Source organism: Paenibacillus ferrarius, from assembly GCF_002027705.1.
GTDB classification, from domain to species: Bacteria; Bacillota; Bacilli; order Paenibacillales; family NBRC-103111; genus Paenibacillus_E; species Paenibacillus_E ferrarius.
The window spans coordinates 183,562-198,332 of sequence record NZ_MBTG01000023.1; the positions used below are offsets into that span (position 1 = coordinate 183,562).

Annotated in this window: 10 protein-coding genes; 1 reads left to right on the forward strand and 9 read right to left on the reverse strand. The window is 50.0% G+C overall.

Going from position 1 to position 14,771, the window contains the following annotated elements:
- Positions 1-83 precede the first annotated feature (83 nt).
- From BC351_RS23455 to BC351_RS23480, 6 genes are all read right to left on the reverse strand, one after another.
- Positions 84-2,387, reverse strand: coding sequence for a DUF4962 domain-containing protein (locus BC351_RS23455; protein WP_079415475.1), 2,304 nt, complete (start codon positions 2,385-2,387; stop codon positions 84-86).
- 60 nt (positions 2,388-2,447) lie between these two features.
- Positions 2,448-4,535 (reverse strand): heparinase II/III domain-containing protein, encoded by a 2,088-nt coding sequence (locus BC351_RS23460; RefSeq protein WP_079415477.1) that lies wholly within the window; start codon positions 4,533-4,535, stop codon positions 2,448-2,450.
- Complete coding sequence (locus BC351_RS23465) at positions 4,532-5,299, reverse strand: SDR family NAD(P)-dependent oxidoreductase (RefSeq protein ID WP_079415478.1); 768 nt, start codon at positions 5,297-5,299, stop codon at positions 4,532-4,534. Before BC351_RS23465 ends, BC351_RS23460 begins: the two co-directional genes overlap by 4 nt.
- Positions 5,300-5,437: 138 nt before the next feature.
- A complete protein-coding gene (locus BC351_RS23470; protein WP_079415480.1) occupies positions 5,438-7,291 on the reverse strand; it encodes a cache domain-containing sensor histidine kinase in 1,854 nt (617 codons plus the stop codon).
- A complete protein-coding gene (locus BC351_RS23475; RefSeq protein ID WP_079415482.1) occupies positions 7,288-8,328 on the reverse strand; it encodes a response regulator transcription factor in 1,041 nt (346 codons plus the stop codon). Before BC351_RS23475 ends, BC351_RS23470 begins: the two co-directional genes overlap by 4 nt.
- Before the next feature lie 86 nt (positions 8,329-8,414).
- Positions 8,415-10,010 carry an extracellular solute-binding protein gene (locus BC351_RS23480; protein WP_079415484.1) on the reverse strand — a complete coding sequence of 532 codons (1,596 nt, stop codon included), beginning with the start codon at positions 10,008-10,010 and terminating at the stop codon, positions 8,415-8,417.
- Positions 10,011-10,334: 324 nt separating this feature from the next.
- On the opposite strand from BC351_RS23480, the gene BC351_RS23485 reads away from it, so the two are divergent.
- A complete protein-coding gene (locus BC351_RS23485) occupies positions 10,335-11,381 on the forward strand; it encodes a DUF7309 domain-containing protein (protein ID WP_079415486.1) in 1,047 nt (348 codons plus the stop codon).
- Positions 11,382-11,455: 74 nt separating this feature from the next.
- On the opposite strand, the gene BC351_RS23490 is transcribed toward BC351_RS23485, so the two are convergent.
- The 3 genes from BC351_RS23490 to desA form a co-directional block, all read right to left on the reverse strand.
- On the reverse strand, positions 11,456-12,337 hold the full coding sequence (locus tag BC351_RS23490; RefSeq protein ID WP_079415488.1) for a carbohydrate ABC transporter permease: 882 nt from the start codon (positions 12,335-12,337) through the stop codon (positions 11,456-11,458).
- A gap of 16 nt (positions 12,338-12,353) precedes the next feature.
- Positions 12,354-13,316, reverse strand: a complete 963-nt coding sequence (locus tag BC351_RS23495) for an ABC transporter permease (RefSeq protein WP_079415490.1) — start codon at positions 13,314-13,316, stop codon at positions 12,354-12,356.
- A 383-nt stretch (positions 13,317-13,699) separates the two neighbouring features.
- Positions 13,700-14,743 (reverse strand): Delta(5) desaturase DesA, encoded by a 1,044-nt coding sequence (desA, locus tag BC351_RS23500; protein ID WP_079415492.1) that lies wholly within the window; start codon positions 14,741-14,743, stop codon positions 13,700-13,702.
- Between the last annotated feature and the right edge of the window lie 28 nt (positions 14,744-14,771).

A 14,771-nucleotide genomic window follows, 5' to 3' on the forward strand; every position in this document is an offset into this window, starting at 1 on the left:
GAAGCCAGAAGGACAAAAAAATCGACTCTCCCTCTGAATCAGCAAGGAAAAGTCGATTTCTACATCTAGTGCGTCGCACAAAACTAGTACGCCTTAGGAACCTCAATTTTGTTGGTGACACCATCTTCGGTGAAATAAATATGCGCGTCGAAGCCTTGGTCATCCATGAAGTAGGACACGTATTTCGGCTCGCCGTGCTTGATCGGCACGAGCAGTGTCGCAATCCGGTGGCTGCGCGCCGGCTTAGTTGTCGCCTTCAGGTGCCGATGCGGCGGCAAGCCCTCGATTTCGGCCGGATCGACGTCCGCAAAGCCTTGATGCTGCGTCAGCTCCAAGTCGCCGGAGGAGCAATAAACGAAACGACCGTCCATGTCCGCTTTGCGGCCCTGGACTTTGAAGTTCTGTCCGTTCAGCTTCATCTCGTACAGGGTCTGGAACAGCCAATCGACCGAACCTGCCTGCGACAGGTCGATATGATCAACAACCACAACATACGTGCCGAAGAAATACAATTCGCGCACATAGCGCTCCAAATACGGCACGTTCTCAAGATACGCCGCTGTGGCGTTGCTGCGAGAGTAGCCATATCCCTTGCGCTGCTCGGCGATTTCTACGAAGCCGTTGGCTGCCATGTTCAGCACTTTATTTTTCTCAGCATATTGACCGTGTCCGTCGATCAAAATATTGTTCGTTGAACGCGTCTGTCTGCGCCAGTTCATGTGCATCGTGCTGTTGAACGCTACATAATAGCCGCTCTCGATGGCCAGCGGTTCGCCGTAGGCATGCAGCAGGAAGCCGTTTTGGTCGCCATGGCTATGGCTGACAGAGCCGTACTTGCTGCTCTTCGTCAGAAGCATGATATGGCGCTCCGGATCGGCCATTTGTGAGTGAAAGGCCACCCAGCCAATGTCGCGGAACCATTTGACCGACTCTATATTGGCATCGGTAGGCTCAACCGCTTCTACTTGCGGGTAATCGTGACGGTACACCATTTCGTCGAAACGGAAATCCCACCAGCCGTAGTTGTAGAATTTCATTTCGGAATCCGTATCCGTTTCCCGAGCCCGCTCGAAATACCATTGATATAGACCATTTCCGGTGACACCGGCAAACTGGCGGATGTTAAATCCTGTTTTTAAGCTGACTGGATCGCCAAGCGTGGATTGATCCCCGAAGCTTGCGCGAAGGGTATCCGGGCTGAAGGCATACAGCGGGAAATCCCCCGTTTTCGTGAAAAAGGGCCTTTTATAAAAATCAATATTCGTATATTTCTTCAGCAAATTCATCGCTTCCGTGACAAAAGCCATCCCGGTCGTCCAATACATCGGACCCTCCGCCCAGCCTCCATCCGGTCCGCCCCAAGGCGAATATAAGCACGCATAGTATTCAAGGGTGTAATCCAGCCACTCACGGACTTCCGGCTCTTCCTCCAGCAAAGCAATGCAGCTAGGTACCAGAACGCTCGAAAGCGAGCGCACCGCATGGCTGTCGAATGGTACATGATGAATCTTCGAATGTTCGATAACGTGCTGGGCGATTTGACGCGTACGCGCAAGCAAAACACGACGCACAAGCGCGCGCTCATCCTCGGATAACACGGCATGCAGCCAATCATAGCCCCAGGCTATCGCGCCTGCCATACGGAAGGAAGCTTCATCGTTGTAGTCACGGCATGTTGTGCCGTTTACATCCCATGAACAGACATGCAGCAGCCACGTTTTGGCTCGATCCAATAAGGCGTCATCTTCCATTAAAGTACCCGCCACGGCAAGATGACGAATCGCATAAAGCACTTCTTGCGTATCCATATACATTTGGCGCCACAAATTGGCAACACGCTTATTGCCTGGATAAGGCTGCGGTTCAGCAACCAGCTCACGGTCGATCCAAGGCTTAACGGATTTATCATAAAAAACGTCAAACCCGCAATAAGCTGGATCCACAGCTAATTGACTGCGAAAAGCCGCTATTTCCGCGGATTGCAGCCACAGTCTTGGATGCTTCGCAGTTGCTTCCGCATAACGGCGCTCTCGGCTTGGCAGTGGAGTTTCCGGCAAGTGAGGCGGTACCTCGAAGCGGCGCACTTGGCTCCAAGCGGTTTGTGAGCCTCCCTCTTCAAGTAGCGCATAACGCCAGAAGTAGGTGCCAGGCTCCAACGCTTGATCCGGTGTATACAAATTATACGGAATTGGTTGAATCGTCAGCGTGTCTGCCTGCGCGAACGCATCGGTAGACGAGATTTGCAGCACATAGCGATCTTGCTCCAGCTGCGCTGGAATCCACGTGAAGCGAGGAGGATTCTCCAGTAAAGCCGTTTGCTCATTCGGTTCGTATTGTACGGTTAATACGCCGCTCTGCGGTTCGTATAATGGCGACAGTCGTGTCATATCCATTCTCCTCCCGAGGGTTGTCTCTACGTGAAGCCTTCTCTTAGTTAAAGCCTTCTCCTAGATAAAAAGCAAGCCTTGATCATCCCTTAATTGAATACGTGTGATGCTATCTGAAAGATCAGGTACGGAAATAGCGATTTCCTTGTCCGAAAGGCGGGTCAATTCTACTGGGCTGCCTGCGCGGTAAATATGGATAAAATCAGCACGGCGATCCTGACGGCGGTGAAGCATTGCCGTAAGTGGCTGACTCGGGTCGACAGCATCACCCGGTGTCCCGATAGCCAGCAGCTCATCGCCTGGCTGTACAAGCGCCGTATGGAACACGGTTGCCTCCGTATGAAGCGAAGCTCCCAGCTCATAAGAGGCGTGCAGCTGAGCTGCGCCATTCCCGTCGGCCGCTTCAGAAGCAAGGTATTGACCGACAATGGGCAGCGGTCTTTCCAATTCAACGGCATCTGCGGGAGCATCCTGGGCTGCGATTAGAAGCGTGTAGACTTCGTCCATGCCATACGGCTGCTGCCCGGCTTTCGGCTCAACAACGGGATGCATCCACCACTCTATGCGCTTCGATTCTTCACCCGCCAGCTCGACTTGGAACCAATCGAGCAGCCACTCTCCCGTCAACAGCAAATGACGATTCATCGTGCAGCCCTCGTAGCCGTCCGTAGACTGCAGCCAAGTATACACCGCTGTTTCTGTTACCTCATAGCGAACACAGCGCCCTTCATGAGGCGCTTGTGAGCGGCCATCCAGCGACACGGTATTGTGGCTGGCCGTTTCGGCAAACCACGATTTCCGCATGGACGAGCCGTAAGGCACCATCCCCAAATCGGGCGTCAAGGTTTGCGCCTTGTGCATCAGCGTCAGATGCAGCTTGTCGTAGTGGCCGTGGGAACCGCCATGCTCGCCGAAATCGGCGAGGAACGACAGCGGGTTCCCCGCTGCACGGCCAAGCACGAAGCCGGAGTCCGGCCAGAGCCGCGCCGGCCGTGGACCGGGCGAAGTAACGCCGGCGGCTTCGCCGGAGCCGTAGAGCAGCGCTTCGAGCTGCTCCCCGCTGGCAGCGCCCAGCTGCCGGTAAGCTTCGCGCAGCACCGGCGCGAGGCCGGCGATGCCGTAGATCGCGAGCCCCTGCTCCGCGATCTCGGCGATCTCGCGCGCGTAGGGATCGCGCGCGAGCGGCCCGTCGTGCAGCGCGGGCAAAGCGCCTTGGTCGTCGGCCATATCGGCCAAGACCTCGAGCATGCCGCGCATGGATTGTCCCTCTGCGCCGGTCGTGGCGTAGAGATCGATGCCGAACCGCTGCGCCATCTCCGCAGAGATCAAGTACGCCCGAAGAACGAAAACGTGATAATACGTGCTTCCCTCGAACTCCATCTGATCAGGCTTCACGCCGATCGATAGATGATGTTTGAAGCCGCCCTGGCCTTCAATGAGCGCCTCCAGCGCCGCTTGCTCCCCGCGAGCGGCGTAGACGCAAGACAATGACGCGTTCAGCCAAGCGGTGTAGTTGTTCTCCGCATTGTTCCGCTCATGAATAAGGATGTGCCGGTATTCTTCCATGCTCCCGGCGAGCAAGCCTAAGAACGCGTCGATCGCCGCTTGCTCTGCCGCCTCGAACGCAACCCCCTCATCGCGCAGCAATAAGTACGCGCGAATCAGCGTCGTGGACCAGATCGCTTCCGTTAGCGCCTGGTGAAAAGCGCGCCCCTTCAGCATCCAGCTTTGCGCCTCCGGATGCACGGGATAAAGCGGGAACTGCTCGGCGTATTCGACGAGCAGTCTTTTGCTGAGCGACGCATAGGATACTTCGCCCAGCGCCGCATAAACAGCGGCGGCCTGCAAAGCCACGCGAGCCAAAGACTGGTGCTTGAACACGAGCCAAGCACCGTGGTATTCCTCACCTTCAATGACGCAGCCATGCGGACAGTGAAATTCAGCCGCATCAACTTGCAGCGGATCGAACGCCAGTTCGGTGTGGTGGCGTGGACAAACATACTGGTGCCACCATCCCCCAGGTTCTTTGGGAATCGAGAGGCTGCCTGCTTGCAGCAGCCCGTCGATTTCCTCTTTTAAACGTTGTGCTGTACGGCCTGCCCAAGTCAGTTGCTCCAGCTTTTCGCTTAGCCTCAGCGCCGTACTCATCGCATCATCATCCCGCCATTGATTTCGATCGTTTCACCCGTTACATAAGCAGCCAGATCGGAAGCCAAGTAAAGCACTGCGCCTGCCACGTCATCCGGTGTTCCTTCCCGCTGCAGCGGAATGCCGTTGATCGTAGCTTGACGAGCCGTATCCGTCGTAAATGTCGCATGGAACATTGTATTGCCAATAAAACCAGGGGATACGTTGTTAACCGTAATTCCGCTGGCTGCTACTTCTTTCGCCAACCCTTTGGAGAAGGTCAACACCGCTGCTTTGCTTGCTGCATAAATGCTTGAACCCGGTCCGCCGCCATTGTGCGCTGCTACAGACGTCATGTTGATGATGCGGCCGCCGCCCTTGGCTTTCATGCCAGCCAGCACTCTTTTGGACATAAACACGGTGCTTTTCAAATTCACATCCATAATGCGGTCATACATCTCTTCGAACATCTCTGCATTCTGCACACGCTGTACGAGGTGACCTGCGTTGTTGACGAGAATATCAATCGTACCGCCAAGCGCCTGCTCCACTTCATTAACAAGTCGATCGATTTGCTCCAAGTTCGTCACATCTGCCTGCACTAAGACAGCTTCGCCGCCTGCTGCTTGAATTTCCGCTACAACTTCCTGCCCCTGCGCAACGTTGTTCAAACAATTCACACCAACTTTAGCTCCATTGCTAGCCAATGCCAATGCGATAGCGCGACCGATCCCTGCGTTAGATCCTGTTACAAGCGCAATCTTGCCCGTTAAATTGATGTTCATATGATTTCCTCCATTTGGTTGTGTAGTTTGTTGTTGGTGTCTAGCAGCTTCTATTTCCGAATTTAGCGCCTATTTTGTTGGAATAAGAGTCCCTCGAGACTCTTATTCCCCCCCCCACGGATGCCCCATCACGCCGACTCAGCCGCGAATGCGAGGCCGCGCCGTCTCCGGCATGGTCATCGTCAAGCGGGTGCCTTGGCCCCAACCGCTGTCTACGGAGAGGCCGTAGGCTTCGCCGAACACCATTTGAATCCGTCGGTGGACGTTCATCAGCCCGATGCCTCCACGCTCCAAGCTGCCCTTCCCTTCGACTTCTTCCGGTTCCGCCAACCGGTTCTCCTCCAGCTTCCTGCGAAGCTCAGCCAATTGTTCCGGCTTCATGCCGATGCCATTGTCTTCGATGAAGACTTGGAATAAACCGCCTTCTTTGCTAGCATCGATGCGAATGTAGTGATACGACTCCACACCGTCAGGAAAAGCGTGCTGGAAAATATTCTCGATCAGCGGCTGCAGCGTCAGCCGGACCATTTTCTCGAGCAGCAGACTAGGCGGGATCGCTACGTCAATCTCGAATTCTTTGCCGGTACGATGCTGCAAAACAATCATATAATTGCGCACATGATTCAATTCATTGGCGACGGTTATTTCTTCTAAGTTGGTCTGCACGGAGTAGCGAAGCATGAAGGCCATGGCCTCCACCATCTCCGTAATTTCACTGGAATCCTGCACAATTGCATAGCAATTGATCGTTTCCAAGGTGTTATACAGGAAGTGCGGATTGATCTGCAATTGCAGCGACTGAAATTCCGCCCGCTGTCTCTCCAGCTTCGTTTCGCCTAATTCCAGCGCATTTTTCTGCTGCTCCAGCTCAGCTTCATAGACACGCTCAATCATATCCGAGAGACGCGTTACCATCAGGTTATAGCTGTGAATGAGTCCGCCCATCTCATCAGTCCGGCCAATCTCGTCGATATACTGCCAGTTCCCCTTTTCCGTCTCCCGCATGCTCTCTTTCAATTCCCGAATAGGAGCGATAATGGAGCGGCCGAAGCGATAAGCGAGCCACAAGGCCACGACTAACGTAACCAAACCAACAATCAGCGTTGTCGTTCGGATCGTATCCGCAGGTCGGCGCAGCTCTTTTACAGGCATAGAAGCCACCAGATTCCAATCGGAGTAAGCCGATTTCCGCGACACAAACATACGTTCTTCCCCGTTATATTTATGAATGAACGTTTGATTGCCGCTGGCCAGAATTAAGGATGACAACTCATCTTTCGGTTTGCGCTGACCCATCGTAGGCGGATAAATGTAGTTCCCGGTATCATCAACGATGAAGAAAAACCCTTCCTTGCCCAAGCTGACGCGGTCCCACGTCTTCGCAAGCTCCGCGAGCTTAATTTCTATAGCGGCAACACCGCGGTTCTCATCTCCATAAGACGGTCCCCGCACCTTGCGAGCCATCGTGACAACAGAGCCCTGATCGACAGGGCGAATGCTCATATTGAGCAGGGCGATTTTGCCGTCACCCGCAATTTTCATCAGGTTGTCGTATTGCTCCTGTACGAGCACCGGATCGAAGTTGAGCAGGTTCTGGTTCTCATAAATGACCGAGCGTCCATGCTGCCCAACGACATAAATCATATTCAACTGTTTATATAAGGTAACGACGGACTGCACCGACGCCTCGGCAAATTTTTTGATTTTATCGGAGTAAACATAATATTCATAAGAATCATCCGGCTTCATTTCCATAAAAGACCGCACATCGGAGTTAGACGAAACCGTGTTGCTTAACAGCTCATAAGCCTGCAAATAGCTATCTGTCTGGTAGCTAGCACTGTCGATCATTTGCTCCATATACTGCTTAACCTGACCATCAAGTGCCTTGGACGATTGGATATAGGAGAAAGCACCGACAGACAGCAGCGACAAGATGATAACAATGAGAAAATACGAGTAGATTTGGCCTGAAAGCGTCTTTCTTCTCATGTACGAATGCCCATTTGTTGGCGGTACTCCGAAGGGAGACAGCCTTCATACTTCTTGAATGTCTTCGTAAAATGGGGATGATCGGCGTAACCGACCTCTCCGGAAATGTCCGTGATGCGCCACTGCGGCTGTTCAAGCAGCTTCTTCGCCTTCTCCATCCGTCTGCGCGTGCGGTACTGCACAAACGTCTCTTGCGTGCTTTGTTTGAACAATTGGCTGAAATAAGAGGGATTCAGTCCGATGAAATCAGCCACTTCTTCTAACGAAACTTCCTCCGCGAGGTGGGTCTCGATGTACTGCTTGGCCTCCTCTACCGGGTCCTTCAGCTTCCCTTTGCGCTTCGCACGGAGCTCATCCAGATGTCCATGAACCGCTGCAATGAACCGGTACCACGCTTCCTGCTCATCAGCGGCACCTGTCAGATCCAGCTCGCCCTGCATGAGGTACACATCGCGCACATTGAGTCTTTGGTGCAAAAGAGTGTGAATCTCTTGTAAAATATCTATCCAGCGATTGAGCTTCAATTTATACGTCTTCAACTCATCCTGAATTTCGCTGACAAGGCCTTTCAATTCCGCTTCTTGCAGCATCCAGACCGCATGTTCCATACGGCTTGCCCACTGTTCCAGCTTCGTGACTGCCACGAAAGTCTCTGAACTGACTTTGGTTTTGGTGCGGATCAGCTTCTCCAGCACGTTTTGGAAACCTTTGATATTAACGGGCTTCAGCAAGTACTCTTTTACCCCATAGGAAACGCATTTCTGCGCATATTCAAAATCACCGAACCCTGAGATGACCACCACTTGGATATCTGCATCCATCTCGGCGACCCGTGCGCACAGCTCAAGTCCATCCATTTTGGGCATGCGGATATCAGTGAACAGGAAGTCGGGTCGTTCCTCCCCAATTCGCTGCAGCGCGACTACGCCATTCTCAGCCGTACGCAGGCTTTCGATCGGCAGTTCCGATTGTTCCACGAGCTTTTGCAATCCTTTGCGTATCATCGGTTCGTCATCGACAATGAGTATGCGATACATGAGGAGGTCTCCCTTCTTACCCTTATGAAATGCCTGCTCCCCACGTGCACAGCACGTGAGGAGACGGTCATGCCCAGTTGCTGAGCTTATTTACGCGGCATCGACACAGTCGTACCGGAATCTTTGCTATTGAATTTCTCTGTGGCTTCCTTGATGACATCGTTGCCGCCTTTGGATTTCCACTCTTCCAATACTTTCGGCCAATCCGAAATCGGTTCTTTGCCATACACCATTTTGACCATATGCTGCAAAAGAACCGGAGGCGCTTGGTCGGAAAGCGGTGAAATGTCCACGTTTTTCATTAATGAATCCAAGCGAGGCTCGAAGCTGATGCCGTCGCGGCCTTCATTTTTCAGCGTTGTATCATAGATGTTCATTAGCTTCTTGCCTTCATCCGTCAAACTAAGTGTGCCTTTATTATAAGTCGTATCTTGCACTAGCCACAAGAAGGATTGACGGTAACGCTCTTCATCGACGCCTGCGCTGTCTGTTGGGGCTTTGTAGTCAATTTTGCCGTCTACGGTTTTGAAGGTGTCGCCTTCGATCCCAAACGTGAAGAATTTCTCTGCTTCGTCCGACATCATCCAATCGAAGAACTTAATGATTTGTCCGGCATTTTTCACATTTTTATTGATGAAATAAGTCCGTGGCGCTGCGCCGTACAAGTAGTGACCGCCTTTGCCATCCGGGCCCGTTGGGGAAGGGATGATAGCAATACTGCCTGTTGGAACCGTTGTTTTCAGCTGTGTTTCCCATTGCAGCATTTCATTCGCGTTCATGGACCACATACCTGCTTTGCCCGCAAGGATCGTGTTCTTGAACACGGTCGCGTTGATCGTTGCAAATTCTTTGTTGATCAAGCCTTCGTCAAACATCGTTTTGTACGTTTGCAGCGCTTTCATCATATTCTCAGTATCGAAGAATTTCGGCAAGATTTGATCGCCTTGCTTCTCGAACATCGACAAGTACGGGAACACATCATAAGCGCCGAAGAAGGAATCGGCATATTTGAAGTTCTCGCGCCCCATGTAAGGGTTCTCTACGCCCATTTCCTTGAACTTGCGGAGTACGTTCATGTACTCATCTACGGTTTTCGGAACGCCTAGGCCGGCTTTATCCAGCAAATCCTTGCGCACGAAGATCGCGCGGCGGGACGGGTTGGACAAGTACTCCGGAATCGCGTAAATTTTACCTTGATACGTCACACTGTCCCAAGCATCTTTGGGGACCTTTTTCAGCAAGTTGGGGCCATATTGTTTGAGCAAATCATCCAAAGGCATGAATACGCCCGCTTTCACGGAACCCGCCATTTCCTTGCCGTTCACGCCGCCGCTGCCCTGTACAACGTCAGGAATATCGTTGGTTGCGAACATTTGGATCATTTTTTGCTCATATTCTTTGTGCGGAACCAACACGATATTCATATCGGAGTTCGTGATCTCTTCTAGTTTCTTCACCCATTTATCTTGATTGATATCCGGTGATTTCTCCACATGTCCGAAAGCCAGAGTACGCAGAGAGATGGAGAATTTCGTTTTCTCAGCAGGCTTCGTGCTGGCCGCACCAGCTGTTGCACCCGCAGCGCTTGATGCTTTCGGTTGTTCCGAAGTCTTGGAAGTACAAGCAACCAGCATACTGCTCAACAAGACAGCTGCCATCGTGGTCGGAATCCATTTTTTCATGTATGCCCCTCTTTTCTTTTTGCAAATTGATAACGAGATTACATCTTCATTGTAAAAGCGTTTACAAAATGCTGATATGGAATGCCTTTAGTTCGATTTGTCTTTTTTTTAGAATACTGTAAAAATTGGAGATTTCATGCAGAGATTAAGCAGCTTCTATACAAGTTTCGTCGACGTTATAGGTATATCCTACCCTCGTGAAACGCTTTCAACAATGGAATGCCTTATCACTTGCTTGTGTTTTTTTTAGGTTGGGCTCGAAAAAGCTTGTCAACTAAAAAGGATACCAACATAATAAAATAAATAAAAGTCGGAGGTTTGGCAATGACCAACTTACAGGCAACGAAGGAAGAATGGCAGCAGCTTTTTGAAACAACAATTCGATTTAAAAAACAAGCTCCCTGGGATTGGATGGAGGACGAGGATTACTTTCTAATAACCGATCCCGATAGCGGCGAGCATGGTTGCTGTGTCGTGTTAGGGGCAGGCAGGATCAGTTATGGTCTCAATGTTTATATAGGTCCAAACGCACGGCTATTCCTGCAGGAATTGAGCGGTGTTAATGATCAGTTGGAGGATGATCAGCTTGAATTAATTCATTCGACGAGAGCCATCACCGTTAGTTTCGAGAATCGCGATCAGTTGGACAAGGATGATCTCCAATTAATCCGTGACCTTGGTTATAAATTCCGCGGTGCTCAGGCTTGGCCGCAATTCCAAAGCTATGAGCCTGGCCTCTTGCCTGCTGAGTTGAATGGACCAGAAGTTAGATTTCTTAGAACTGCCTTAGAGCAAACCATGCATGTAGCGGATCGGTTCCGAGAGAATCATGAATTGTACTTTGAACATGACCAAACGGATGAAGGGACTGGTGAAAAACGTCTGCATCGCGTCCCGGAGATCACATCCTCGGGTGTCACTTGGTCAGATACGTGGCTTCCTTGGCTGGAAGAGGGGGACTTTCTAACCCCTTACGTGTATCCTAACGAACTGCAGCTTCGCCAATTAGCTAAAAGTTTGAAGAAATCAACAGAGATCTGGCATTCCGACTTTCAATACATTTCCCAAGCATTCGGCGAAAAGGATGAACGAGGAAGCTATCCTCGATTGAGTCTATGGATGAACGCTTCAGCCGATTTTGTGATGGCTGGCGGATTGGCGGGTAACCATAATTTCATTCAAGCCTATGTGGAACAGCTGCTCAATTTGCTCAAGGAGTCTGACCATACACCAGCTTCCATACAAGTAAGCTCCAAGAAAGCATATCTCGCTTTGAAGGACACTGCTGATAAGCTGGGCATTAAATTGCAATTCAATTTCGATTTGCCTGAGCTTCAAATGGCTTTCAACGAGATCGAAAATTCCATATAGGAAATCTACCTTTCGTGAATAGGTAATAAACCCTAAAAAGGAACCGTCCCCAAGAGGACAGTTCCTTCTTCGCCTTACGATTTAACAGAACCCACCATCATCCCTTTAACGAAATGACGCTGCAAGAACGGGTAGATCAGAATAATTGGAATTGTGGCAATGATAATTGTCGCCATTTTGATGCCTTCCGGATCCATATGAGCCAGCCCGCTGAACTGCGAAGAGTTCGGGTCAATGCTGATGTCCTCCGAAGCAATCAACTGACGCAGCTTCACCTGAAGCGGCCAAAGCGCTGGTTTGTTAATATAGTATAACGCATTTTGATACGTATTCCAGTGGCCCACGGCATAGAAAATCCCCAAGGAAGCCATCACCGGTTTAGACAAAGGCAGGACAATGCTCCAGATCATGCGCAGCTCAGAGCAGCCATCCATACGCCCGGAGTCAATTAATTCACTCGGAATTTGCAGGAAGAACGACCGCATCACGAAGAAGTTGAAGGCACTGATGGCTCCCGGAAGCAGCAAAGCCCAAAGGGAATTCGTCAGGTGCAAATTTTTCATCAAAATAAAGTTGGGAATCAGCGGCGCACTGAAAACCATTGTGATCAGCACCATGATGACAATCGCGTTGCGGCCTGCATACTCAGGGCGAGAAACCGGATAAGCCAGCGATGCTGTAGCAATCAAATTAATCAGTGTACCTACAATTGTAATGTAGACCGTTACTCCAAAAGACCGCCAAATCGCCGCGTCACTGAACACATATTGATAGTTGATTGACGTAAATTCTACAGGAAGGAACAGAACTTTCCCGGTTACAATGGCTTCCGACGAACTGAAGGATTGAGCCAGCACGTTTAAGAACGGCAGGAACATCGCCAGTGATAAGAGTGTCAGAAAAAGCACATTAAAAACATTAAACGTTTGCCAGCCGGCTGTCGGCTTGCGATTCATAGCGTTCACCTCCGTCTTAGTACAGGCTTTCCCCGGTTGTTTTTTTACTCATAATATTTCCGGTGACGATGAGCATGACCCCGACGAGGGCTTTAAATAGGCCAATCGCCGTTGTATAGCTGAACTGTTGATTCATTAGCCCTGCAGTATAAATATAAGTATCTAGAATTTCGCCATTTTCTTTATTCAAAGGGTTCAAGAACACGTAAACACGTTCAAAGCCGAAATCCAGGAACTTTCCGATGTGCAGCAAGAACAAAATCATGATCGTTGGCAGCAGCGACGGCAGCGTGATGGAAATAGTTTGTCTCCAGCGGTTGGCGCCATCTACCTCAGAAGCCTCGTATAAATCGGGATTAATCCCTGCTAATGCGGCCAAATAAATGATCGTCCCGTAACCGGAGTCTCTCCAAATTCCTGAGGTAATCAGTACCGTACGAATCCACGACTCTTCCCCCAAGAAGTACACAGGGTCGAAACCAAGCATCGTAATGAAATGATTCACAGCCCCCGTAGATGGTGAAAGAATGCCAATTGCGATACCGCTTACAATGACCCACGAAAGGAAATGAGGCATGTACACCACGGTTTGCAGAATACGCTTGTAGAGGACGACTCTTAGCTCATTCAGCAGCAGAGCCAGAACAATAGGTGCAGGGAAAGCCAGCACGAGATCATAGATCCCAATCAGCATCGTATTCTTCAAAATTTTCAAGAAATCGTAATGGGCAAACATCCGCGCAAAATGCTCGAACCCGACCCACTTGCTCCCGGTAAAGCCATCAAAAATGTTGTAATCCTGGAACGCAATGACAGACCCGAGCAACGGTACATATTTGAAAATAATAAAATACAAAATACCCGGCACCGAAATCAGGTATAACGCCCTATACTTCCAAAGCTTTCCTAGAAAGCCTTTACCCTTGCTGGCCTGTGCGCCTTGTCTCACTTGCTTCACAGCTTGTGCGTTGACCGCCATCCTCTGGCCCCCCTCACTTCAATCTCGTCGATGTTATAGTTCTATCCTACCTTTCTAAAGCGCTTCCAACAATGGAATGACTTTTCACTGACTTGTGTTTTTTTTAGGTAGAAAAAAGAAATAAAGAAAGGTGTCTCCAACGTAGATCTCTCTACGCTGGGACACCGAATTTTAGTACAATGGCTGCGTTTGGAACAATGTCATTTTAGGACATTGATCTGCCCAAAAGTTTAGCTCAGCTTGCTTTTCTCGATACGGACATGCCCAGAGAAAAGGTTGCGTCGTTAGTTGTACCCAGCTTGGCTATGCGCGCTATGTATTAAAAACTGCCAGTCTAAGTAGATTTACCTACTTAAACTGGCAGCACTAGAGTCTCACCTTATTTATTCCGATACTTTCACTTTCAATACTTCGGCCGCGATGACCCGTTTCGTTCTGAAACGCTTCAAATCCTTGAATTGAATAAACTTCTTCGTTTCCTCGTTCCAGATTCGGAACTTCAATGATTCTAGGCTGGTAAGCAGCGTAATCGTTTGCACTTTGCGCAGCTCGGCACTTTTGTTATGCACCTTTTCCAGGTAGTAGTTCGGTACGCGCGGGCTCAAGTGATGAATGTGGTGGAAGCCAATATTCCCTGTAATCCAGTGTAGAACGCGAGGCAGCTTATAGAACGAACTGCCATGCATTGCGGCTTTCACATAATCCCATTCGCCTTCGTGCTCATAATACGTGTCTTCATAGTTATGCTGCACATAGAATAGCCAAATGCCAGCCATCCCTGATACGAAAAACATAGGACCTTGGATCAGAAGGACGGATTGCCAGCCGATTCCCCAACATAGCAAAGCGAGTCCGCCTACGATACCCAAGTTGGTTATATAGGTGTTAATGCGCTCTTTATTGCCAGCCCGCTTGCGGTTAAACCGATAATCAATCAGGAAGATGTAGATCGGTCCAACAATAAACATGATAAGCGGATTGCGGTACAACCGGTAATACAATCTTCGGCCCCATGAAGAAGCCATATATTCGTCAACCGTGAGTGTCCAAATATCGCCCACACCTCTGCGATCCAAATTACCGCTGGATGCGTGATGAACCGAGTGCGTATGACGCCATTGATGATACGGACAAAACGTTAAAATACCTGTGATGGTCCCGACAATTTCATTCGCAATTTTGTTTTTGAAAAAAGATTTGTGACAGCAATCATGGAAAATAATAAAGATTCGAACCAGAAACCCTGCGGCAACGATATCTAACACGAACGTAAGCCAGATTGAAACCGAAAGACTCAAGAAAGCGAAGTACCACAAGACAAGAAAGGGTACCAGTGTATTGATAATTTGCCACACACTATGCTTCATATGTGGTCTTTCGTAAGGTGCGATGTCAGCTCGCCACCCACCTTTTTCCTCATGCTTCATATTCAGTTAGAACTCCTTCTTTCCGCTT

Bases quoted from the DNA above. Each gene is read 5' to 3' on its own strand.
- BC351_RS23490 (WP_079415488.1), bottom strand. From the start codon at position 12,337: ATGAATCGCAAGCCGACAGCCGGCTGGCAAACGTTTAATGTTTTTAAT.
- BC351_RS23460 (WP_079415477.1), bottom strand. From the start codon at position 4,535: ATGAGTACGGCGCTGAGGCTAAGCGAAAAGCTGGAGCAACTGACTTGG.
- BC351_RS23480 (WP_079415484.1), bottom strand. From the start codon at position 10,010: ATGAAAAAATGGATTCCGACCACGATGGCAGCTGTCTTGTTGAGCAGT.
- BC351_RS23455 (WP_079415475.1), bottom strand. From the start codon at position 2,387: ATGACACGACTGTCGCCATTATACGAACCGCAGAGCGGCGTATTAACC.
- desA (WP_079415492.1), bottom strand. From the start codon at position 14,743: ATGAAGCATGAGGAAAAAGGTGGGTGGCGAGCTGACATCGCACCTTAC.
- BC351_RS23465 (WP_079415478.1), bottom strand. From the start codon at position 5,299: ATGAACATCAATTTAACGGGCAAGATTGCGCTTGTAACAGGATCTAAC.
- BC351_RS23470 (WP_079415480.1), bottom strand. From the start codon at position 7,291: ATGAGAAGAAAGACGCTTTCAGGCCAAATCTACTCGTATTTTCTCATT.
- BC351_RS23495 (WP_079415490.1), bottom strand. From the start codon at position 13,316: ATGGCGGTCAACGCACAAGCTGTGAAGCAAGTGAGACAAGGCGCACAG.
- BC351_RS23485 (WP_079415486.1), top strand. From the start codon at position 10,335: ATGACCAACTTACAGGCAACGAAGGAAGAATGGCAGCAGCTTTTTGAA.
- BC351_RS23475 (WP_079415482.1), bottom strand. From the start codon at position 8,328: ATGTATCGCATACTCATTGTCGATGACGAACCGATGATACGCAAAGGA.